This is a genomic window from Azospirillum sp. UENF 211521 (assembly GCF_058780535.1).
This window is the reverse complement of sequence record NZ_JBSNCF010000005.1, coordinates 134,031-156,021: the sequence shown is the minus strand read 5'-3', so window position 1 is coordinate 156,021 and position 21,991 is coordinate 134,031. Positions and strand designations below refer to the sequence as shown.

The 21,991-nt window shown below is 68.4% G+C and carries 17 protein-coding genes and 1 pseudogene; 11 read left to right on the top strand and 7 right to left on the bottom strand.

What is annotated here, in order from left to right:
* Positions 1–9: 9 nt before the first annotated feature.
* Complete coding sequence (locus tag ACWPN5_RS29900) at positions 10–1,764, top strand: hypothetical protein (protein WP_492299138.1); 1,755 nt, start codon at positions 10–12, stop codon at positions 1,762–1,764.
* A gap of 99 nt (positions 1,765–1,863) precedes the next feature.
* Here ACWPN5_RS29900 and ACWPN5_RS29895 read toward each other — a convergent pair whose 3' ends face one another.
* The 7 genes and pseudogenes from ACWPN5_RS29895 to ACWPN5_RS29865 all read right to left on the bottom strand — a co-directional run bounded on the left by ACWPN5_RS29895 (position 1,864) and on the right by ACWPN5_RS29865 (position 10,525).
* A complete protein-coding gene (locus ACWPN5_RS29895; protein ID WP_145684227.1) occupies positions 1,864–2,946 on the bottom strand; it encodes a potassium channel family protein in 1,083 nt (360 codons plus the stop codon).
* A gap of 89 nt (positions 2,947–3,035) precedes the next feature.
* On the bottom strand, positions 3,036–6,341 hold the full coding sequence (locus ACWPN5_RS29890; protein ID WP_492299136.1) for a DEAD/DEAH box helicase: 3,306 nt from the start codon (positions 6,339–6,341) through the stop codon (positions 3,036–3,038).
* A 184-nt stretch (positions 6,342–6,525) separates the two neighbouring features.
* Complete coding sequence (locus ACWPN5_RS29885) at positions 6,526–7,455, bottom strand: YsnF/AvaK domain-containing protein (protein WP_492299135.1); 930 nt, start codon at positions 7,453–7,455, stop codon at positions 6,526–6,528.
* Positions 7,456–7,459: 4 nt separating this feature from the next.
* Positions 7,460–7,876, bottom strand: a complete 417-nt coding sequence (locus ACWPN5_RS29880; protein ID WP_103039891.1) for a YsnF/AvaK domain-containing protein — start codon at positions 7,874–7,876, stop codon at positions 7,460–7,462.
* 604 nt (positions 7,877–8,480) lie between these two features.
* Complete coding sequence (locus tag ACWPN5_RS29875; RefSeq protein WP_492299133.1) at positions 8,481–8,873, bottom strand: response regulator; 393 nt, start codon at positions 8,871–8,873, stop codon at positions 8,481–8,483.
* A gap of 38 nt (positions 8,874–8,911) precedes the next feature.
* Positions 8,912–9,334 (bottom strand): annotated as a pseudogene (locus ACWPN5_RS29870) (transposase family protein); the annotation flags it as partial.
* Positions 9,335–9,622: 288 nt separating this feature from the next.
* Complete coding sequence (locus ACWPN5_RS29865; RefSeq protein WP_145684235.1) at positions 9,623–10,525, bottom strand: ferritin-like domain-containing protein; 903 nt, start codon at positions 10,523–10,525, stop codon at positions 9,623–9,625.
* A gap of 229 nt (positions 10,526–10,754) precedes the next feature.
* On the opposite strand from ACWPN5_RS29865, the gene ACWPN5_RS29860 reads away from it, so the two are divergent.
* The 10 genes from ACWPN5_RS29860 to ACWPN5_RS29815 all read left to right on the top strand — a co-directional run bounded on the left by ACWPN5_RS29860 (position 10,755) and on the right by ACWPN5_RS29815 (position 21,821).
* The gene (locus ACWPN5_RS29860; protein WP_492299132.1) at positions 10,755–13,010 is read left to right on the top strand and encodes a 4Fe-4S binding protein; all 2,256 of its coding nucleotides are present in this window, start codon (positions 10,755–10,757) and stop codon (positions 13,008–13,010) included.
* Positions 13,011–13,062: 52 nt separating this feature from the next.
* Positions 13,063–15,006 (top strand): TAT-dependent nitrous-oxide reductase, encoded by a 1,944-nt coding sequence (gene nosZ, locus ACWPN5_RS29855; RefSeq protein WP_492299130.1) that lies wholly within the window; start codon positions 13,063–13,065, stop codon positions 15,004–15,006.
* A 145-nt stretch (positions 15,007–15,151) separates the two neighbouring features.
* Entirely contained in the window at positions 15,152–16,519 is a 1,368-nt protein-coding gene (locus tag ACWPN5_RS29850) for a nitrous oxide reductase family maturation protein NosD (RefSeq protein WP_492299129.1), read from the top strand.
* Positions 16,516–17,385: an ABC transporter ATP-binding protein gene (locus ACWPN5_RS29845; protein ID WP_492299127.1), complete on the top strand. Its 870-nt coding sequence runs from the start codon at positions 16,516–16,518 to the stop codon at positions 17,383–17,385. The genes ACWPN5_RS29850 and ACWPN5_RS29845 overlap by 4 nt, the downstream gene beginning before the upstream one ends.
* Positions 17,382–18,212: an ABC transporter permease gene (locus ACWPN5_RS29840; protein WP_492299125.1), complete on the top strand. Its 831-nt coding sequence runs from the start codon at positions 17,382–17,384 to the stop codon at positions 18,210–18,212. The genes ACWPN5_RS29845 and ACWPN5_RS29840 overlap by 4 nt, the downstream gene beginning before the upstream one ends.
* Complete coding sequence (locus tag ACWPN5_RS29835) at positions 18,212–18,811, top strand: nitrous oxide reductase accessory protein NosL (RefSeq protein ID WP_145684245.1); 600 nt, start codon at positions 18,212–18,214, stop codon at positions 18,809–18,811. The genes ACWPN5_RS29840 and ACWPN5_RS29835 overlap by 1 nt, the downstream gene beginning before the upstream one ends.
* The gene (locus ACWPN5_RS29830) at positions 18,808–19,794 is read left to right on the top strand and encodes an FAD:protein FMN transferase (RefSeq protein WP_492299124.1); all 987 of its coding nucleotides are present in this window, start codon (positions 18,808–18,810) and stop codon (positions 19,792–19,794) included. Before ACWPN5_RS29835 ends, ACWPN5_RS29830 begins: the two co-directional genes overlap by 4 nt.
* Positions 19,795–19,821: 27 nt before the next feature.
* The gene (locus ACWPN5_RS29825; RefSeq protein ID WP_200479768.1) at positions 19,822–20,010 is read left to right on the top strand and encodes a twin-arginine translocase TatA/TatE family subunit; all 189 of its coding nucleotides are present in this window, start codon (positions 19,822–19,824) and stop codon (positions 20,008–20,010) included.
* A 22-nt stretch (positions 20,011–20,032) separates the two neighbouring features.
* Positions 20,033–20,746, top strand: a complete 714-nt coding sequence (locus tag ACWPN5_RS29820) for a cyclic nucleotide-binding domain-containing protein (protein ID WP_492299122.1) — start codon at positions 20,033–20,035, stop codon at positions 20,744–20,746.
* A gap of 28 nt (positions 20,747–20,774) precedes the next feature.
* Entirely contained in the window at positions 20,775–21,821 is a 1,047-nt protein-coding gene (locus tag ACWPN5_RS29815) for an NnrS family protein (protein ID WP_492299120.1), read from the top strand.
* The last annotated feature ends 170 nt before the right edge of the window (positions 21,822–21,991 follow it).

The window sequence follows — 21,991 nt, the reverse complement described above, 5'->3', positions numbered from 1 at the left end:
GGTTGAACCATGCTGGTTTACGGCGATCGCGACCGTCTCGAGAAGCCGTGCGTCGCCGTGGTGCGGATCGCCGCCGCCCTGCATACAGCCGCGGCCAAGCCTGACGGGCTGATCCGTCATGCCATGCTGGTGTCCTTGTTCATCGAGGCGGCGGAGCTTGCGCAGGGCCTCGCCGATGCGGAATTCGCGGCGCTGGGGGAGGACGATTGCACCCCGTGCCGCCATGCGGCGATGGCGGTCGTGATGGGGCTGGCCCGCGCCGTTGCCCGGTCCTGGCGCGGCGAGCCGCAGCCGGGCGCTTGCGCGCTGGCGGCTGACCTGGAAACGTTGTCGGCGCAGCCACTGCCCGAAACCGTGCGAATACGCCGATCCGAAGGCTATGCCTTCTATGGCCTCTATCCGGAAGCCTATCTGGAGGCTGCGGCCCGGCTTCCGCCGGACCTGCCCGCTCCGGTCGTCGTGATTGGCCTGCGCAGCATCGGAACCGGACTGGCGGCGATGGCGGCGGTTGCGCTGGACGCAGCGCCTCCGGTCACTCTGCGTCCGATCGGTCATCCGTTCCAACGCGCCGTCCGCCTGTCGGCTCGCCTGCGGGCCGCCCTGCTGGCCGACGCGGGCGCGTCCTATGTGATCGTCGATGAAGGGCCGGGACTGTCGGGCAGTTCGTTCGGCGCCGTTGCCGATTGGTTGGAGGCGGCGGGCGTGCCGCCCCGGCGGATCGTGTTCCTTCCCAGCCATAAGGGCGATCCGGGTCCGCGCTCATCCGACCGGCACCGCCGCCGCTGGGCCGAGGCGGTGCGCCCGGTGATCGACTTCAATGAACTGGTGCACGCTGCGCACGGCGCGGTGCCGCCGTTGGAGCGCTGGTTCGACGACACGCTCGGCCCTGCGGTCGCACCGTTGCGTGATCTGTCGGGCGGCGCATGGCGGACGGCATCGGCGGAATTGGCGGCGAATGTTGCGGCGGACTGGCCGCCGGTCCATGCGCAGCAGGAACGCCGCAAGTTCCTGCTGCGCACTGCCTCCGGCTCCTGGCTTTTGAAATTCGCCGGCCTCGGACGCCTGGGCGAGGCCAAGCTGGAGCGGGCCCGCGCGTTGCATCAGGCGGGTTTCACGACGAAACCCATGGCACTCCGTCATGGCTTCCTGGCGGAGCGCTGGTTGGACGGCGCGCAACCGCCCTCCACCATGCCTCTGGAGCGCTTGGCCGACTATCTCCTGTTCCGCGCCCAACGCTTTCCGGCGGAGCGTGACACGGGCGCCAGCCTTCCGGACCTGCTGGCTATGGCGCGCGTGAACATCGGCGAAGCGCTTGGCGCCGCGGCAACCGTCTCCTTGGATCGCTGGACGCCGGACATCCTGAGAGAGCTGGACGCCGGGGTCCGGCGCGCCGTCACCGACAACCGCCTTCACATCTGGGAGTGGCTGCGCACCACCGACGGCCGGTTGCTGAAGACCGACTCGCTCGATCATGCCGACGCGCATGACCTGATCGGCTGCCAGGACATCGCTTGGGACGTGGCGGCGGCCATCGTCGAATTCGGCCTTGCAGCGGCGGAAGCCGGCCGGCTGTGCGGCGCGGTGGGCGCTACAAAGCGGCTGGTGGCCTTCCATCTTCCCTGCTATCTCGCCTTCCAGATCGGCTGCTGGTCATTCGCCTCCTCCGATGCGGGAGCGGCGTCGATGCGCCGCTTCTACGAGGAGGCTTGGAAACGGCAAGCGGGCCGTGGCGAGCGCTCCCCACCTCCCACCGGCACATCATAACCGCCGCTTCGAGCATCACCTTCGGACCTGGCTCGTTCCCGGCAATCGTGGAACTCGTGCTCAGCCGGTGTGGGCAGCGCCTTCGAAGACCGACAGCGTTCATTGGCCTTCTGCCGTCTCGTCACCGTGCGCCGGACTGATCACAAGCAGCAGGTCTCCGGGCTGGATGATATGGCGGTGACGCTCCGTGAAGGGAATGATGTGGCCATTGCTGTGGATCTGCACGACCACGCCGGCGGTCGCCATTGCCATAGTCTTGCCGATCTCCTCCGGGGCCGCCGGGCGCTCCGTCAGCACCATTTGGCCACCCACCGACATCAGGTCGCACAGGAAGGGTGTCGCATGGCTGGTTTCCACGGCATCGGCCATGAGATAGCCGCCGATCCTGGGCGGCGACACCACCAAGTCGGCGCCGCTCAGCTTGGCCAGCTTGATGTTCTCCTCCTGCTTGATGTTGCCCACGATCTTGGTGCCGGCGGCCAGATGGCGGACCGTCAGGATCACCAGAATGGTGGTGTCGTCCCGGCCCGAGCTGACGATCACGGCCTTGGCGCTTCCCACGCAGGCCCGGGTGAGCATCTCTTCGCTGGTGGCGTCGCCGAGCAGCCCGATGAACCCCGCCTCGGCCGCCAGCCGGATGCGTTCCTTCGACTGGTCGATCACGACGATCCGTTCGCCCGGATGTCCCTTGGCGACCGTCTCCTGCGCGGCGATGAACCCACTGTGACCAAAGCCGCACAGCACGATGTGCCCTTGCAGATGCTTCTGAATTCGGCTCATTCGGAAATCCTCGATGATCCGCTGCACAACGAATTCGTAGGCGGTGCCCAGGAAGATGAACCAGATGAAGATGCGGATGGGCGTGACCGCGAAGGCATCGATCAGCCGCGCCGTGTGGCTGACCGGAACGATGTCGCCGTAACCCACGGTGGTGACGGTGATCATCGCGAAATAGAGGATGTCAGGGAAGCTGACATGGCCGTCGATCTGGTCCTTCAGGCCATCGCGGTCGAACCAGAACACCGCGATGACCAGGGCGATCAGGACGACGACAAGCCCGACACGAAGGGCGAGCGTCTGTTCCGCCGACATCCCGGAGCGGACATGAAGAACCCGGCCCCGCCGGGGCGCCGACTTGATCCGCCACGTCTCGTTGCCATTGCGCTCGCCAAGCTTCGGCATGGGCCATCCATCGAATGACACTCCCGGCCATCATAACGGGGATCGCCGCGTGTCGCTCCACAAGGTGGCCATGTGGAACGACTGTCCGCTCAGGCCGTGCCGATAGGCGGAAGCTGATCGAGCAGGGAGCGCGCATTGTCCAGGATCTCCGACGGTCCATCGGCGCCCAGCGCAAAGACGAGACGGTCGTCCGTCCGGCGCACCTGTCCGGTCCACAGACGCTCCAGCGCCGCTTCGCGCATGGCCCGGCAGGGCGTGTCGTTCAGGGTCAGCGACACACCCGAGGGTCCGGCGGCCAGGGCGGCGACACCCAGCCGCCGGCAGCGCGCGCGGAGCGCGGCAGTCGCCAGCAACAGCTCGACCTCCTCCGGCAACGGCCCGAAGCGGTCCTCGATCTCTTCGCGCAACGGCTCGACCGCCGCTTCGTCGCGCAGACGCGAGAGGCGGCGGTGCAGGCCGATGCGCAAGTCCTCCTCCGGAAGGTAGGCGGCGGGAATGGTCTGCGGCACGCCCAGGCGCAGGTCGGGGGAATCGTCCGCCTCGGCGCCGGCCAGCGCGCGGGCCAGCAGATGCTGGTACAGCTCGGTTCCGACCAACCGCAGATGGCCGCTCTGGTCGGTTCCCAGCAGGTCGCCCGCCCCGCGCTGGTCGAGATCGAGCACACTGAGAGCGAAGCCGCCACCCAGGCTTTCGATCGCCTCAAGCGAGCCCAGCCGCCGCTCGGTTCGCTCGCCGAGCGGAGTGTCCGGATCGCTCAGCAGATAGGCGTAGGCCTGCGCTCCCCCGCGCCCGACCCGGCCGCGGAGCTGATGGAGCTGCCCGAGCCCGAACAGGTCGGGGTGGCGGATCACGATGGTGTTGGCACGGGGAATGTCGATGCCGGTCTCGATGATGGGGGTTGAGACCAGCACGTCGACCGTTCCTTCCGCCACATCGACCATGACCTGATCGAGTTCGGCAACGGGAAGGCGCCCGTGCGCGACGGCGACCGACAGACCGGGAGCGAGCGCGCGCACCTCGGCCTCCAGCGATGGCAGGTCGGCGATCCGCGGGGCGACGCAGAAGCTCTGTCCACCCCGCGCCTTTTCGCGCATCAAGGCGGACCGCAGAACCGAAGGGTCATAGGAGGTGACCCGCGTGCGCACCGGGCGCCGCCGCACCGGAGGGGTATCGATGACGCTGACTCCGCGCAGCCCCGCCAGCGCCCCCTGCAGCGTCCGCGGAACCGGCGTGGCGCTGAGCGCCAGACAGTGGACGCCGGCCGAAAGCCGGGCCAATGCCCGCTTCTGCACGGTGCCGAAGCGCTGCTCCTCGTCGACGACAACCAACGCCAAGTCGGCGAAGCGCACCGTCTTCGACAAGAGGGCATGGGTACCGACCGCGATCGCCACCGATCCGTCGGCGAGGCCTTCACGCACGGCTTTTGCGGCCGACGCCGCCATGCCGCCGCTCAACGGCTCGATGCGCAGGCCCAAACCAGCCAGCCGCCGTCGGAACACCTCCAAGTGCTGGCGGGCGAGCACGCTGGTCGGAGCAAGAACGGCAACCTGCCGGCCGGTGAAGGCGACCGCCGCCGCGGCGCGCAACGCCACTTCGGTCTTGCCGTAGCCGACGTCGGCGCAGACAAGATGGTCCATCGGGCGCCCGCTGGCGAGTTCGGCCATCACAGCGTTGATGGCGCGCCGCTGGCCTGCGGTCTCCTCGTAGGGGAAGCGGGCGGCCACGCGCCGCATCGGTCCGGCCGGCGGCGCGATCACGGGGGCTTTCTCGCGGGCACGGCGCTCGGCTTGGCGCACGAGGCTTTTCGCGGTTCGGCCGATCTCGCGCTCCAACTCCGCACGGCGGGCGAACCAATTCCCGCCCTTGAGCCCATCGAGCGCCACCCGGGCGTCGCTGCTGCCGTAGCGCCACACGCGATCGAAGTCGGCGGCCGGCACCAGAAGCCGATTCTCTCGGGCATACTCCATCACCAGAACGTCTTCGGGCTGGCCTCCGGTCTCAACCGTTTCGAGCCCGCGCACCGCACCGATCCCGTAGTCGAGATGGACCGCAAGATCGTCGCACGACAGGTCGACGGGTGCCAGCGGAGCGACCGGGCCGGCTCCGCCTTCCGGATGGGGGCGTTGGGCGAGCACCGCAACCCCGTCGAACGTGAAGCCCGCGGCGACCCGAAGCACCAGGGCTGCCGGCGTCACGGGAGGCGCATTCACCGGCCACCGGTCGAGCACCGGCACCGGCCGGCCTGTCGCCGCCGCCACCCGCTCCGCCATCCTGGCCGCGTCGGCGGCGTTCGCGGCGGCAATGATCACGGATTCGCCCGCGGCAATCCGCTCTCCGGCGAGGCGGGGGAGGGTGCGTTCGGACACCGCCGGTGCTTCGCTGGACGAGGCTAGCCCGTCGGGCTCCAGCGTCAGAACCGCGCGCCCCCGCAACGCTGTCTCCCACGCGTTGCGGTCGAGGTGCATGGCGGATGCGCCGGCCTCCTCCAGGTCGTCGAACCGCGCCTCCAGCCGGTCTTCAACCCCCTCGTCCATGACGACGGGACTGTCGGCAAGAAGCTCAAGCACGCCCGGTAAGCGGTCGTAGGCCAGGGGCAGCAGGCGCTCGAAAGCGTAGGGGCGCCGTCCGGCGGCGAGTTCCTCCGCGAGCCCTGCGGCCGTCGGGTCCCTGCGGCTCTCCAGCCCTCGGATCAACCGTGCGACGATCTCCGGCACCGCCGGGATTTCGGTCACCGGATGAACGGTGATCCGGTCGCAGTCGCCCGTCGAGCGCTGGCTTGCCGGATCGAAGGTCCGTATCCGAGCGACCCGGCCATCGACAATGTCGCAGCGGACGGGACGGTCGGCATCGCCCGGAAAGATCTCCACCACGGAACCGCGGAACGCGGCCTCCCCTGGTTCGTCGATCCGCTCGTCGAGGATGTAGCCGCCGGCAATCAGGCGCCCCCGCCAAGTCTCCTCGTCATAGAGGGTGCCCGTCGCGATGACCAAAGCGACGTCAGGCCAGGCATCGGGAGGCGGAAGACGTTGCAGCGCCGCCTCGGCGGTCGCCAGAACCAGTCGCCCGGAGCCCTTGGCCGGTCGGGACATGGCGGCGATGGCAGCGGCGCGTTGCCCAAGCACAGCCCGCGATGGCTGCTCCCGCTCCCCAAGGGGGACGTCCCAACCTGGAATAAGCACGACGTCAAGGTCCGGCGCGGCGCCCCGGATCGCCCTGGCGAGCCGGACAGCCCGGGTGTCGCTGCGGGCCACGACCAATGGCGCTGCCTGTGAACAGGCGGCGCCTCTGGCAAGCTCAATCGCCAGTGCGCCTTCGGCCGGGGAGGCGCAGGTCATTGACCGGTCCAAGCGGAAAGCGGTGCGGGCGAGTTGCATCAAAGATGCGGAATCAGGCATGGCACACTGCGTCAGGGGAAACAGGGACGGTTGGCTCTTAACAGCCGGACACCCATTCATTCCCAACAGAGTTGGCAAATTCGTTGGACGTTCCGTACGCGCTGCGTCCTAATGACCAGTCTGCTTGCCGAACAAGGGGCGGCACCGGCCGCCCCTTTATCTTTGTGAAACATCACTGTGAGCGTTACCGCTCGATGTCGTCCCGGCGCACGGTGTTCTCCACCCCACCGCGCGACGTTCCGGTTCGGCTGTCCTCGACCTCAACCTCAGTACGGCGAACCGTATCCGACACGGTCTGGGCGCGTTCCTCGACGTCCTTGCGGATGACGACCTCTTCCTTGATCACCGCGCGTTTCTGGACCACCGCCTCCTCGTCGGTTTCGCTCACTTCAATGGTGCGTTCACGGAACGCGTCGGCCGGAACGTCTCCAACTTCGCGCATGATGGGACGGCGCTCGACGGAAACCGTCTCGTCGCGCAGACGAACCTGCTCCTCGACCGGTGTTTCGGTGACATAGGTGCGCACGCGCACGACTCCGCGCTCCACGGCGCGCTTGCCGATGGACAATTCCTCTTCGGTGACCGGAATCACCTCTTCGCGACCGCTGCCAACCCCGGTGTTCATCGCGGCATCCGCCGTGGTGTCGGTCGTGTTTACGCTGCGGAATGCTTCGGCTGCGTTGCCGAGTTGGGCAGTGCTTCCCGCCCCGCCAACCGCATAGCGCGCGCGCTCCTCGGCGGCCGACGCTTCGTCATATGGCGCGGCCGTCTCGTCGTAACCCGTCCATCCGGTCGAGCGGTACGCCTCGCCCCGGTGTTCAATATCGACAACGGTGCCGCGCTCCAGAATCGCGATGGCCCGGTCCACGTCCTCATCGTCCAATCGCAGCTTCAGAAGCGTGCCGCCACGCCGCATCCCCTCGGCATAGACGTGAGCATCGGTGTCTGGGACGTTCCAATTGCTCAAGCGGGACAGGAAGCCATCGCCGCCACTGGTGTCGCTGTGCGAGACGATCTCGCCGACGCTGCGGTCGAAGCCCTCGGCTTCGAGGTCCCGAAGGGCTGCTTCGGCGTCGGCGCGGGTATCGTAAAGGGCAATGATGGTCTTGTTCATGAGCCTAGTCCTCGTTGGGTTGGTCGGTCCTGGCATCCCGCACCCCAGGTTCGTCGATGAATTCGACGATGGCTTCTTCCGAACGGAGAGTGATCGGCTGCTCGGCTTGGACGGTGCTCGTGGTCTTGCGCAGATGGATCTCTTCCCGCAAGACCAGCCGACGTTCGACCACCAGCATCTCCTCGACCACCGGGATGATGGTTGTGGTGCCATCCTGGCGAATGTCCGGACGGGCATCGATGGCACGGTTCACCGGCACCCGAACGATCTCGACATCCTCGCGCTTCAGCGCCTGCCGGACGAGTTCCTCATGCTCGGTGACTTTGGTGGTCACCCGCACACGACCGCGCTCAACCTGACGTTTGCCAACCGAGGCGGTTTCCTCATGAAGCGGAACGACCTCTTCGCGGTCGCTGGCCATGACGCACCCTAGCGCAAGAAAAAGTACAGGACGGTCGCGAGCAAAATCAGCCCGACGATGATCCACGTCCAGTTTAGACCACCTGCGCTTGCGGTGTCGTAAACACCGAACTTTTTAGGACCTCGATCGTTCGCCATGACGTCATCTCCGGCTGGGTCGCTCTGGTCTTAACAGAAGTTCTTCTTCACCGTTCCGATAAAGAAAGGAGAGATGAAAACAGGGCATTGTCTTTTGGCCTGGCTGGCGTTGAGCCCAGCCGTTGTGGCGCTCCGGGCAGCGCAACGATGTGTAAAGACCAGATAAAAAATGGCCCGAACGGACATCCGACATCATTGGTGAAAGATGTCGGGATTTCTCCACACTTCGCCATTGCGAAAACGCGGCAACACAGCCGACAGCGCTGGAGCGGACGGCATCGGTTCCCTGGTGAACGTCACGATGCACCGACTGTACGGCTATACCCAACGCCACCAGCCCGACGTCAACTGCGGCTTGATGGAGCAGGATTCCGGGTAATCAGGAACGAGTGGGTCAAAGAATTTTCAGCCGTCGCGCAGCATTGCATTCACCTGGGCGAGGAACTGGTCAATGGCAATGGGCTTGCTCAAAAGTCGTGTGTGTGTGGCGCCAGCAGTTCCTTGTCCAGCACGGCATTGCAGGTGTAGCCGGTCAAAAACATGACTTTCAGGTCCGGCCGCAATGACCGGGCTATTTCCGCGACCCGTTGTCCGGTGATTCCTGGCAAGCCGACATCCGTTACCAGAAGGTCGATCGCCACCGGGGAGTTGAGGATGGTTGAGGCTTCGTTTCCATCCTCGGCCTCCAAGACCGTCGCCCCATGTTCCCGGAGCGCTTCCACAATCACCACGCGGACGATCGGTTCGTCCTCCACCACCAGCACGGTTCCCGGCACCGGCTGCTGCGGCTGATCGGGGGCCTTCACAGGAACGGAACCGAGATTTTCCGCTTCGTGAGAGCGAGGCAGGTACAGTTTCACGGAGGTTCCATGTCCCACTTCGCTGTCGATGCGGGCATAATGTCGATGTGCAGGAAGCCGAGGTCGTATGCCTTGAACTTCTTAGTGCTCTTATTGGGCGTGGTGGTCGGGGGTGTCGGCAGGCGCCCCAGGCCTTCGGCCTTCAGGATCCGGTAGATGGCGTCGCGGTTCAGATGAGGGAGGAAGTGGCGTAGCGTGAACGTGAGGTCATCGAGTGGGAACCCGGTGCTCCGGCGCAGCTCACAGACGATGGCGCGTTTTTCCTCGGTTGCCCGCCAGCGCAGGTGCTGGGGGCGCGACGAGTGATCCTGAACGTCCTCGGGACCACGCTTGCGCCATTTGCGGATGGTTTCGGTGCTGACACCGTAGCGCTTGGCCAGCACGCTCGAGGGCTCCGTGGTGGCGGCGATGGCGGCGCGCACCACTGGGGTGGTGCGGGCGTTGGGATGGATCTGGTGCATGGCGGCTCCTCCCGGCTGGGGCCGAACGGGATCAGCGTCGCCACAAGGGATGATGCCAGCCGCGGCCGGCCCGTCAACCCTGGCCCTGACGGGCCACCGCCGAAGGCGGCTGTGGGGTTGACCGGCCGTCGCGCGGCGGGCGCTTTGGGCTCGTCATGGCGACGACGGACGGGACTGCGCCAAAAGCTGGCCTACTGAGGCGCAGGGCCCAGACGCCTTTCGATCCACCAGCCATGCTTTTGGATGGCCCAACAGACCGGGTCCCAACAACGTTCCGCCATCAGACAACTAGCCGGCGGCGTCGATCCGCTCCGCCAGCAGCGCGAGGTGTCCGACCACGGCTTCCTGAAAACGCAGGGATTCGGTCAGGACCAACTCGTCGGTCGCCTGGGCCGCCACGTCGGCGAAGGCTTCGGCGAGCCGTTCGGAGGCGGCGACCGCCGCGCGCAGGACGGCGGCTGCGGTGTCGGGAAGGGCGGGCTGTGACGCCGCCGCGTCGGAGCCGGAGGGGATCAGCGACCGCTCCTCTCCGGCGATGCGGGTCAGCAGCGCGGCGCCTTCTCCGTCGCCCAGGGCGAGCAGGCGCACCGCCAGCGCGCCGTGTTCGGCGGCGGTGGCGGACAGCAAGGCGACGGCCAGCCGTTCCAGCTCCGCCGGGGTGTCCGCGCGGGTCGGCTTGTGCTCCGCCCGGCCCCGCTCGCGGCGGTAGGCCTTGCGGCGCTCGCGGCGGAGCAGGGCGGCGTGGCGCAGCTCCTCGCGGGCCAGCGCCTCGGCGTGGGTGCGGATCGGTTCGTCCGGGGCGCTGGCGGCGATGTAGCTGTAGAAGGCGAAGGCGCGCTGCTCGTTGACCACCGCCAGCGACAGCGCCTGATAGGGTGTCAGCCGCGTGCGCTCGGTCAACTCCTCCCAGGAGGCGGCAAGCTCCGGCGGCAGGCGCCAGAGAAAGGCCGGAGCGTCGGGGGCGGGACGGCCGAGGCGGTGCGCCCAGCCGTCCACCGCCTGCACATGGTCCTGCTCCTCCGCAATGAGGGCACGGAAGGTGGTGGCGGTGTCGGTCTCGCCGCGGCGGTCCATCAGGGCCGCCAACTGGGTGTAGCGGCGCACCGCCTCCTGCTCCAGCGCCAGCGCGATGCCCAGAAGCTCGTCCAGCGAGCGGACCCCACCCTGTGGTTCGTGGCGCAGCAACGGCATGGAAACCCCCGGTCGCGAGTGAACTTCGCCTAAAATGCAATCGATATTCCCGCCCGATCAGCAATCGTACGGACCCTGGGGAGGAGGATAGCCCGGCTTCATTTTTCCGCGACTTGACGATGGTCAAGAACAGCGGCCCGAACCTGCGGTCTCATGGGCGCGTCAACGGGGCATGCGGCCCCTTGATCAAGATCAAGACTTCAAGGCAAGGGCGATGGTTGCGGACTTCTTGCGGGGAACACGCGCGCTGGTGGTGGGGCTGCTGATCCTGCTGGCCGGCTTCGGTACGGCGGACGCCGCCGAGGCGCTGCTGGCGCGGTATCTCGGCACGGTGCAGCCGGGCGATCTCGCCGCCGGGGCGGACCGCTTCGGCGCCCCCCTGCCGAACGCGCCGCTGGTTCCCGTCTACAAGGGCGACGCGCTGGTCGGCCATGCCTATCTGACCTCCGACTTCGTGAACACGACCGGCTATTCGGGGCGCCCGATCCATGTGATGGTCGGGCTGGCGCCGGACGGCACGGTGACCGGGGCGAAGCTGGTCGACCATCACGAGCCCATCGTCCTGATCGGCATCCCGCCGGCCAAGGTCAACGCCTTCATCGACGGCTACGTCGGCAAGAATGTGCTGACCCTGGCCTCGCAGAGCGCGTCCAGCCCGCCGGTGGACATCGTGTCCGGCGCCACCGTGACGGTGATGGTGATCGGCGATTCGATCATCCGCTCCGGCAAGAAGGTGTTGCAGGCGCTGGGCGCGCCGGGAGCGGCCGAGGCTGCGCCGACGGTGACCCGCAGCCTTGACCTGTCCAAGACGGGAATTGAGGACTGGGCCACGCTGGTCGGCGACGGCTCCGTGCGCCGCCTGACGCTGACGGTGGGCGAGGTCAACGCCGCCTTCGAGCGCACCGGCAAGGCCGAAGCCGCCGCCCGTCCCGAAGCCGGCGATCCGAACGACAGCTTCATCGACCTCTACGCCGCGCTCGCCACCATTCCCGCCGTCGGCCGCTCCCTGCTGGGCGACGCGGAGTACGAGACGCTGGTGCAGCGGCTGAAGCCGGGCCAGCACGCCATCGTCGTGGCGGGGCAGGGGCGCTATTCCTTCAAGGGCTCGGGCTATGTGCGCGGCGGCATCTTCGACCGGTTCGAGCTGGTCCAGCACGAGGGCGCCATCCGCTTCCGCGACCGCCTGCACAAGCGCCTGGGTTCCCTGGCCGCGGCGGGCGCGCCGAATTTCCCCGAGATCGGCCTGTTCGTCATCCCCGAAGAGGTCGGCTTCAACCCCGCCGATCCGTGGCGCCTGCAGCTGCTGGTCCAGCGCGCGACCGCGGCGCTCGACAAGGCCTTCGTCACCTTCGACCTCGGCTACCAGCCGCCGGAGAAATTCCTGAAGGTCGAGCCGGTGGCCGCTCCTGCCGCTGCCGCGGCGACCCCCGTGGCTACGGCCGCCGTGGCTCCGATGGCCGCCGCCCTGGCGGAACAGGACGCGGCCGACGAGATCCCGCTGTGGCGGCGCATCTGGGAGAACCGGCTGTTCGACGTCGCCATTCTGGCGAGCGCGATCCTGCTGCTGACCGGCATCTTCTTCTTCCAGGACCAGCTCGTGAAGCGTCCGGCCCTCTACGAGCGGGTGCGCACCGGGTTTCTCGTCTTCACGCTGGTCTGGCTCGGCTGGTACGCGACGGCGCAGCTGTCGGTGGTCAACGTGCTGACCTTCGCCAACGCGCTGCGCACCGACTTCCGCTGGGACTATTTCCTGATGGACCCGCTGGTGTTCATCCTGTGGTTCTCGGTCGCCGCGTCGCTGCTGTTCTGGGGCCGGGGCGCCTTCTGCGGCTGGCTGTGCCCGTTCGGCGCGCTTCAGGAGCTGGCCTCCAAGGCCGCCAAGAAGCTCGGCGTCCGCCAGATCGCCGTTCCCTTCGGGCTGCACCAGCGGCTGTGGCCGATCAAGTACATGATCTTCCTGCTGCTGTTCGGCCTGTCGCTGACCTCGCTGGCGACGGCGGAGAAGGCGGCGGAGGTCGAGCCCTTCAAGACCGCGATCATCCTGCATTTCGTCCGCGACTGGTGGTTCGTCCTGTTCGCCGTGGCCTTGATCGTCGCCGGCCTGTTCATCGAGCGCTTCTTCTGCCGTTACCTGTGCCCGCTGGGTGCTGCGCTCGCCATCCCGGGCCGGATGCGGATGTTCGACTGGCTGCGCCGCTACAAGGAATGCGGCAACCCGTGCCGGCGCTGCGCCAACGAATGCCCGGTCCAGGCGATCCACCCCGACGGGTCGATCAACCCCAACGAATGCATCCAGTGCCTCCATTGTCAGGTGCTCTACCACCACGACCGCAAATGCCCGGTCATGATCCAGAAGCGCTTGAAGCGGGAGCGCCGCGACGCTTCCCAATCCACAGCTACGGCCGCCGAACCCAAATCCCGCGCCGCCGTGCTGACCACCGATCCCACCACCGGGCACCTGTCCGCCCGGCCGGAAGGACTTTGACCCACCAGGTCGAAACAAGAGCCCCGTAAGGGGACATCGAAGGAGTTCACCCATGTCGGACACAAAAGCGTCGAACATCAAGGTTGAGCGGACGGGCGTGAACCGCCGCGATCTGCTCGGGGGCACCGCCAAGGCGGCGGCGCTGGCCGGAATCGCCGGCGCGGTGGCCGGCGGCACGGCGGGCGGCGCGCTGTTCGGCGCCGGGCCGGCCGCGGCCGCGGGATCGGGCAACCAGAAGTACGAGGTCAAGCCGGGCGATCTCGACGAATATTACGTCTTCCATTCCGGCGGACAGTCGGGCGAGCTGCGCATCCTCGGCCTGCCCAGCATGCGCGAGCTGCACCGCATCCCGGTGTTCAACCGCTGCAGCGCCTCGGGCTGGGGCCTGACCAACGAGAGCCGCAAGATCCTGACCGAGGGTCTGACCGAGGAGAACCGGAAGTATCTGGCCAACCACGGCGGCACCTGGCTGAACGGCGACCTGCACCACCCGCACATGTCCTTCACCGATGGCACCTACGACGGGCGCTACATCTTCGTGAACGACAAGGCGAACACCCGCGTCGCCCGCATCCGCTGCGACATCATGAAGGTCGATAAGATCATCGACATTCCGAACGTCTCGGCGATCCACGGCCTGCGCCTGCAGAAGTACCCGCGCACCGGCTACGTCTTCGCGAACGCCGAGCAGCTCGTGCCGATGCCGAACGACGGCAAGAACGTCGATCCGAAGAACTACCGGACGCACTTCTCCGCGATCGACGGCGACAGCATGACGGTGTCGTGGCAGGTCCGGGTGGACGGCAACCTCGACAACACCGAGGCGGACTACCAGGGCAAATACGCCTTCTCGACCTGCTACAACTCCGAAGGCGGCGTGACCACCGCAGAGATGACGGCGAACGAGCAGGACTGGATCGTCATCTTCAACATCAAGCGCATCGAAGAGGCGGTGAAGGCCGGCAAGGTCGAGGTGATGCACGGCGTCCCGGTGGTGGACGGCCGCCACGGCTCGCCCTTCACCCGCTACGTCCCCATTCCCAACAGCCCGCACGGCGTCAACGCGGCGCCGGACGGCATCCACGTCACCATCAACGGCAAGCTGTCGCCGACGGTGTCGGTGATGGACGTCCGCCTGCTCGACGACCTGTTCGACGACAAGATCAAGCCGCGGGACGTCATCGTGGCCGAGCCGCAGCTGGGCCTCGGGCCTCTGCACACCGCCTATGACGGGCGCGGCAACGGCTACACCACGCTGTTCCTCGACAGCCAGATCGTGAAGTGGAACATCGACAAGGCCAAGCGCGCCTACAAGGGCGAGAAGGTCGATCCGATCATCCAGAAGCTGGACGTGCACTACCAGCCTGGCCACACCCATTCCTCGATGGGCCAGACCAAGGACGCCGACGGCAAGTGGCTGATGGTGCTGAACAAGTTCTCCAAGGACCGCTTCCTCAACGTCGGTCCGAGCAAGCCGGAGAACGACCAGCTCATCGACATCTCGGGCGACGAGATGAAGCTGGTGCACGACGGCCCGACCTACGCCGAGCCGCACGACACGCTGATCGTCCACCGTTCCAAGCTGAACCCGAAGAGCATCTTCACCCGCGACGACCCGATGTGGGAGGAGGCCCGCCAGCAGGCCAAGAAGGACGGCGTCAACCTGGACGACGACGCCAAGGTGATCCGCGAGGGCAACAAGGTCCGCGTCTACATGTGGCAGCGCGCTCCGGCCTACGGGCTTGAGGAGTTCACGGTCAAGCAGGGCGACGAGGTGACGCTCTACATCTCCAACATGGACGATGTGGACGATCTGACCCACGGCTTCACCCTGTCCAACCACGGCATCGCCATGGAGATCGGGCCGCAGCAGACCAGCTCGGTCACTTTCATCGCCGAGCGTCCGGGTGTGCACTGGTACTATTGCCAGTGGTTCTGCCACGCCCTGCACATGGAGATGGGCGGCCGCATGATCGTCGAGCCGCGCGCGTCGTAAGGCGCCATTCGCCCCCTCCCTAACCCTCCCCCTCTTCGAGGTGGAGGGGACTGCCGCAACCCTCCCTCCCCCGCCATAGGCGGGGGAGGGAGGGACCCGCGAAGCGGGAGGGAGGGGGCAACGGCCCATAATCGGGACTTATCATATGCCCCATCACTCCCCACTCCCCCTCTTCGCCGCGGCGCTCGTCTTCGCCGCCGGGACGGCCGGCGCCGCCACGGTGACGGTGGCGCCGGGCGGGCTGGAGGGCGCGCTCGCCGCGGCGGCGCCCGGCGACACGCTCGTCCTGGCCCCCGGCATGCACCCCGGCCCCGTCGTGGTCCGCAAGCCGGTGACGCTGCTCGGCGAGCCGGGGGCCGTCATCGACGGGGGAGGGGCGGGGAACGCCGTGACGGTCTTCGCCCCCGACGTGACCGTGCGCAACGTCGAGGTCCGCAACTCCGGCATCAGCCTGTCCGAGCAGAACACCGGAATCTTCCTCGGCAAGGAGGCGCACCGCGGCGTGATCGAGGGCAACCGGCTGCGCGACAACCTGATCGGGATCTATGTCTGGGGCGCCCACGATGTGATGGTCCAGCGCAACGACGTCGTCGGGCGCACCGACCTGCGTCTTTCCGAACGCGGCAACGGCATCCAGCTGTGGAACGCGCCGGGCACGCAGGTGGTGGACAACAATGTCCAGGACGGGCGCGACGGCATCTTCACCACGACGTCGAAGAAGAACCTGTTTGCCCGCAACCGGTTCGAGCGGGTGCGCTTCGCTGTCCATTACATGTACACGAACGATTCCGAGGTGTCGGACAACGTCTCGGTCGGCAACCATGTCGGCTACGCGATCATGTATTCCAACAACCTCGTGATCCGGAACAACCGCTCGCAGGGCGACCGGGAGCATGGGCTGCTGCTGAACTACGCCAACAGCGCGCTCATCGAGGGCAACGTGATCGACGGCCATCTGTCGCCCGAACAGGCGGCGCCGGTGGAGGTGGTGGCCGACAAGGACATGCCGGTGGCGACCGACGGCCCGGTGGAGGGCCAGCGCACCGGCACCTGGAAATGCGTCTTCATCTACAACGCCAACAAGAACCGCTTCACCGGCAACCGGTTCGAGGGCTGCGAGATCGGCGTGCACTTCACCGCCGGGTCGGAGCGCAACACCCTGACCGGCAACGCCTTCATCGGCAACCGCACCCAGGTCAAGTATGTCGGGACGCGCCATCTCGACTGGTCGGAGAAGGGGCGCGGCAACTACTGGTCCGACAACGCCGCCTTCGACCTGAACGGCGACGGCGTCGCCGACGAGGCCTACCGCCCCAACGACGTCGTCGACCGCGTGATGTGGGCCTATCCGGCGGCGAAGCTGCTGATGAACAGCCCCGGCGTGCAGGTGATCCGCTGGGCGCAGAAGCAGTTCCCGGCGCTGCACCCCGGCGGCGTGATCGACAGCGCCCCTCTGATGAGCCCGCCGCCGTCTCCGGCACGGACCCAAACGGCGGAAAGGAACGCCCAATGACCGACACACCGACCATCCGTGTGGAGGGAGTCTCCAAGCGCTACGGCGACGCCTTCGCCGTGCGCGAGGTGGATCTCGACCTCGCCGCCGGAGAATGCGTGGCCATGGTCGGCCACAACGGCGCCGGCAAGAGTTCGCTGATCAAGCTGATGCTCGGGCTGACCACGCCGACCGCCGGCGGCATCCGCGTGCTGGGCGGCGATCCGGCGAGTGCCACCGCCTCGCACATCCGCCGGCAGGTCGGCTTCCTGCCGGAAAGCGTCGCCTTCCACCCCAGCATGACGGGGCGGGAGACGCTGGACTTCTACGCCCGGCTGAAGCGCGTGCCGCGCGACGGCAACGACGCGCTGTTCGAGCGGGTGGGGCTGGAGCCCGCCGCGGTGAAGCGCCGCGTCGGCACCTATTCGAAGGGCATGCGGCAGCGGCTGGCGCTGGCCCAGGCACTGCTCGGCGGGCCGAAGGTGCTGTTCCTCGACGAGCCGACGACCGGCCTCGACCCGGCGCTGCGCCAGAGCTTCTACGAGATCGTGCGGGACCTGCGCGACGCCGGAACCACCGTCCTGCTGTGCAGCCACGCCCTGACCGAGCTGGAGGGGCAGGCCGACCGCGTCGTCGTGATGAACCGCGGCCGCAAGGTCGCCGACGGCTCGCTCGCCACGCTGCGCGGGCTGGCCCAGTTGCCGGTGCGCATCCGCCTGACCCTGCCGTCCGGGGAGATCGTGGAGACGGCCTGCGCCAACGACGACAAGGTGGCGACGCTCCGCCGGATCGCCTGCGAAGGCCCGGAGCTTGCCGACATCGAGGTCGTCCAGCCGAGCCTGGACGAGATGTACGCCCACTTCCTGCGCCGGGAGGCTGCGGAATGAACACGCTTCTGACCATCGCCGCCAAGGAGGTGCGCGACGGCCTGCGCAACCGCTGGGTCGTCGCCACCACGCTGCTGATGGCGGCGCTGGCGCTGACGCTGAGCTTCCTGGGGGCCGCCCCGACCGGCACGGTCGGCATCGGCCGGGTGGAGGTGACCATCGTCAGCCTGTCCAGCCTGACCATCTTCCTGCTGCCGCTGATCGCGCTGCTGCTGTCCTTCGACGCGGTGGTGGGCGAGATCGACCGCGGCACCATGACGCTGCTGTTGTCCTACCCGGTGGCGCGCTGGCAGGTGCTGATCGGTAAGTTCCTCGGCCACGCCGCGATCATCGCCTTCGCCACCGTGCTGGGCTACGGTGCCGCCGGGGTGGCGCTGGCGATGAGCGGCAGCGAGATCGGGCCGGAGAGCTGGCGCGCCTTCGCCGCGATGATCGGATCGAGCGTCCTGCTGGGTGCCGCCTTCACGGCCATGGGCTACCTCGCCTCCACGCTGGTCCGCGACCGCGGCACGGCGGCGGGCATCGCCGTGGCGATCTGGCTGGTGCTGGTCCTGCTCTACGACATGGCGCTGCTGGGGCTGCTGGTGGCCGACGGCGGGAAGACGGTGAACGCCGGCCTGCTGAACGGGCTGCTGCTCGCCAACCCGGCGGACGCCTTCCGCCTCTTCAACCTGACCGGCTTCAAGAGCGTCAGCCAGTTCGCCGGCACCGCCGGGCTGGCCGCGCAGGTGCAGGTGTCGGCCTCCGTTCTGCTGGCCGTGCTGGCCGGCTGGGTCGCCGCACCGCTGGCGCTGGCCGCCGTCCTCTTTTCCAGAAGGCAGATCTGATGAACACCTCCCTGAGAGCCACGCTGCTGGCCGCCTGCCTGCTGCTGCCGCTGTCCGCCTGCCAGCAGCAGAAGGCGGAGACCGCCCCGCCGCCGCCCGTCGCCATCACCGCCGACGCGATCGGCCATTACTGCGGCATGAATCTGGCCGACCATCCCGGTCCGAAGGGGCAGATCCTGGTCGGCGGGCGCGACCGCCCGGTCTGGCTGTCCTCGGTCCGCGACACCTTCGCCTTCACCATGCTGCCGGAGGAGGAGAAGGACGTCCGCGCCATCTACGTGACCGACGTCGGCCAGGCCCCTGACCCGCGCAAGCCCGACCTGTCCGTCTGGATCGAGGCGCGCAAGGCCTGGTACGTGGTGGGCAGCCGCCAGCGCGGCGGCATGGGCGAGGCGGAGCCCTTCCCCTTCGGCGACGAGGCCGCCGCCCGCCGCTTCGCCGCCGAGAACGGCGGCGCGATCAAGCGCTTCGCCGAGGTGACCGAGGACGAGATCCTTCACCCCACGCTTCCCTCCGAGCAGACCGCCGCCGATGAGCCGGCGGAGCAGGGCGGCAATCATGGTGGCGGCCACGGTGCCGGGCATGGAGGCACGCCATGACCACCCGCCGCCGCTTTCTCGGCATCGCCGCGGTGGCCGCCGGGCTGGCGCTTCTGCCGGGCGGCCTCCGCGCGGCCGGCGTGCCGGTGCGGACGTGGCGCGGCGTCGCGCTGGGGGCGGATTCTGTCCTCCAACTGGCGCACCCGGACCCCGCCGAGGCCGATCGGCTGATCGCCCTGTGCCTGGAGGAGGTCGCGCGGCTGGAGCGGGTCTTCAGCCTCTACCGGACGGATTCGGCGCTGGCCCGCCTGAACCGCGACGGCGTTCTCGACGCGCCGCCGGCCGATCTCGTGCGGCTGCTGTCCGAGGCCACGGCCGTCAGCCGACGCACCGACGGCGCCTTCGACCCGACCGTGCAGCCGCTGTGGCAGCTCTACGCCGGCCATTTCGCCCGACCCGGCGCCGATCCCGCCGGCCCGCCGGAGGCCGTTCTCCGCGCGGCCAGGGAGTTGGTCGATCACCGCAAGCTCCGCGTCGAGCCGGGCCGCGTCGCCTTCGCCGGGCGCGGCATGGCGGTGACGCTGAACGGCATCGCCCAGGGCTACGTCACCGACCGCGTGTCCGAACGGCTGCGGGCGGAGGGCATGACCGACGTGCTGGTCGATCTGGGCGAAATCCGCGCGCTCGGCCATCATCCCTCGGGCCGCCCCTGGTCGATCGGCCTCGCCGATCCGCTCGTGGACGGCCGCAACGCCGGCACGCTGGAGATCGCGGACCGGGCGGTGGCGACGTCGGGCGGCTATGGCACGCCCTTCGACCCCGCCGGGCGCTTCACGCACCTGTTCGACCCGGCGACGGGCGGCTGCGCGCGGGAGTGGCTGGCGGTCACGGTGCTCGCCCCCGACGCCACGACCGCCGACGCCCTGTCCACCGCCCTGTCGGTTGCACCCGAAGCGCGGGCCGCCGTTCTCCTCGACCGCTTTCCGGGCACCGCCGCCCGCCTCACCCGCCGCGACGGCAGCGTCCTCGCGCTGCGCGCCTGACCGTCCACCACCCGGGAGACCTTCGTCATGGGAAGTTTCAGCCTGATGCATTGGGCCATCGTCCTGCTGCTCGTCCTGCTGCTGTTCGGGGCGGGCAAGCTGCCCAAGGTCATGGGCGACCTCGCCAAGGGCGTGAAGTCCTTCAAGGCCGGCCTGAAGGACGATGACGCACCGGTTCTCGTCGAGGCGTCGCGCAAGCCCGCCTCCGAATCCTGACCGCGACCGCAGAGCCGGGACGATGAGACAGGGCGCCCTGACGCTGATGCGCGACCTCCCGCTGTTTGAGGGAGTCGCCGACGAGACCCTGGAGGCGCTGACCTACGGCGCGCTTCTCCAGTGGTTTCCGCGCGAGACACGGCTGTTCGCGGACGGCGAGATCCCCGACTTTCTGCACATCCTCGTCGAGGGCACGGCGATGCTGGCCGGCTGCGACGAGGCGGGGCAGGAGACGGTGATCGACATCGTGCGCCCCGGCGATTGCTTCGTGCCGGCGGCGGTGCTGGCCGACGCGCCGTACCTGATGTCGGGGCGGACTTTGGAATCGTCGCGGATTCTCATGCTGGCCGCCCCCGTCCTGCGTGGGCAGGTCGCCCGTGACCACGCGCTGGCGCTGCGGGTGATGAGCACGCTGGTCGGGCAGTGCCGCGGGCTGGTGCGCGAGGTCAAGAATCTGAAGCTGCGCACGACGACCCAGCGGCTCGCCGCCTTCATCCTGTCGCAGGTCCGGCCGTCGCCTCAGGACGAGGCGGAGGACGGCGCGACGGTCGAATTGCCGGTCAGCAAGCGCGTGCTGGCCAGCCGCCTCGGCATGACGCCGGAACAGCTGTCGCGCACCTTCACCAAGCTGACCCCCCACCAGCTCCACGTCACCGGCAACACCGTCCGGGTGCGGTCGGTCGAGCAGCTGCGGCGGCACTGCAACGTCGGTCCGCTGAACGGCCATCACCCATGATCGGAAACGGACGGAGCGGGGCCTGACGGTGCCGTTCCGTCCCTTCTTCCTGCTGACCGCCCTGGACGCGCTGCTGGCGGTGGGGCTGTGGCTGCCGGTTCTGCGGGGCTGGGACGTGTCCGGCCTGATCGCCGACCCGCCGGGGTGGCACGGGCGGGCGCTGTTGTTCGGCACGCTGCCGGCGATGATGGCGGGATTCCTGCGCACCGCTTTGCCGCGCTGGACCGGGAGGCCCCTGGTCGGCGCGGGCCTCTGGCGATTCCTCGTGCCCCTCTGGCTGGCGGGGCGGGCGCTGTCGCCCTGGGTCGCAACGGCGCACGCGCCCTTTCTCGCCGCGCTGGCCCTGCTCGTGCTCGCGCAGGTTGCCGCCGCGCGGAACCGGCGCAACGCCATCGTCGCCGCCTTGCTCGGAGCACTGGCCGGCGCGGCGCTGTGCGACGCCGTCCCGTCCGCCTTGGCGCTGTCGCTCGGGCTGGTCATGGTGCTGGGCGGCCGCATCGCGCCGAGCCTGACCGCCACCCATCTGGGTCTGCCCGGCAAGGCGGACCTGTTCACCGGGCGTCCCTGGTTCGAACGGGCCGCCGCCCTGTCCGCGGCCGGCGCGCTGGCCGGCTGGCTGCTCGCCCCGGATTCGGGAACGACCGCCGCCGCATGCCTTCTCGCCGCGCTGACGCAGACGGCGCGGCTGCTGCAATGGCGGGGCTGGCGGACGCTCGACCGTCCTTCGGTCCTCGCCGTGCACACGGCCTACGCCTGCATTCCCCTGGGCTTCGTGGCTGTGGCGGCGTCACCCGGCATGGCGACCCATCTCTGGACGGCCGGGGCGCTCGGGCTGATGGGGGTCGCGGTGATGTCGAGCATGATCCGCAAGCACATCGGGAACGCCTTCGCACGGTCGGCGGTGGTGACGGCCTGTTACGCGTTCACCGCGCTTGCCGTTGTCGCGCGGGCGATGGCCGTTCTGGCGGGTGAGGAAGGCCCCGTCTGGCTGCTGGCCGCGTCCTGCGCCTGGAGCGTGGCGGTGCTCCTGTTCCTCGCCGCCTTCGGTCGTCCTCTCGTCCTGGGCCGCCCTTGAAGGGAAGGAACGTTTCGGTCAGCGTTGAGCGGCAAGATCCATGGTCGGGGCCAGGAGGCCTCTTGCGCACCCCGACACCGCGTTGCGCGGCGTCCTCCCCCGGACAAAAAAAGGCGGGTGTCGGAGCCCGCAAGGCCCCGGCACCCGCCGGTTACGGCTGGCGCGTCGCT

Coding starts and splice junctions, on each gene's coding strand:
- ACWPN5_RS29900 (WP_492299138.1), top strand. CDS start 10: ATGCTGGTTTACGGCGATCGCGACCGTCTCGAGAAGCCGTGCGTCGCC.
- ACWPN5_RS29895 (WP_145684227.1), bottom strand. CDS start 2,946: ATGCCGAAGCTTGGCGAGCGCAATGGCAACGAGACGTGGCGGATCAAG.
- ACWPN5_RS29890 (WP_492299136.1), bottom strand. CDS start 6,341: ATGCCTGATTCCGCATCTTTGATGCAACTCGCCCGCACCGCTTTCCGC.
- ACWPN5_RS29885 (WP_492299135.1), bottom strand. CDS start 7,455: ATGAACAAGACCATCATTGCCCTTTACGATACCCGCGCCGACGCCGAA.
- ACWPN5_RS29880 (WP_103039891.1), bottom strand. CDS start 7,876: ATGGCCAGCGACCGCGAAGAGGTCGTTCCGCTTCATGAGGAAACCGCC.
- ACWPN5_RS29865 (WP_145684235.1), bottom strand. CDS start 10,525: ATGCCGTTGCTGCGCCACGAACCACAGGGTGGGGTCCGCTCGCTGGAC.
- nosZ (WP_492299130.1), top strand. CDS start 13,063: ATGTCGGACACAAAAGCGTCGAACATCAAGGTTGAGCGGACGGGCGTG.
- ACWPN5_RS29850 (WP_492299129.1), top strand. CDS start 15,152: ATGCCCCATCACTCCCCACTCCCCCTCTTCGCCGCGGCGCTCGTCTTC.
- ACWPN5_RS29845 (WP_492299127.1), top strand. CDS start 16,516: ATGACCGACACACCGACCATCCGTGTGGAGGGAGTCTCCAAGCGCTAC.
- ACWPN5_RS29840 (WP_492299125.1), top strand. CDS start 17,382: ATGAACACGCTTCTGACCATCGCCGCCAAGGAGGTGCGCGACGGCCTG.
- ACWPN5_RS29835 (WP_145684245.1), top strand. CDS start 18,212: ATGAACACCTCCCTGAGAGCCACGCTGCTGGCCGCCTGCCTGCTGCTG.
- ACWPN5_RS29830 (WP_492299124.1), top strand. CDS start 18,808: ATGACCACCCGCCGCCGCTTTCTCGGCATCGCCGCGGTGGCCGCCGGG.
- ACWPN5_RS29825 (WP_200479768.1), top strand. CDS start 19,822: ATGGGAAGTTTCAGCCTGATGCATTGGGCCATCGTCCTGCTGCTCGTC.
- ACWPN5_RS29820 (WP_492299122.1), top strand. CDS start 20,033: ATGAGACAGGGCGCCCTGACGCTGATGCGCGACCTCCCGCTGTTTGAG.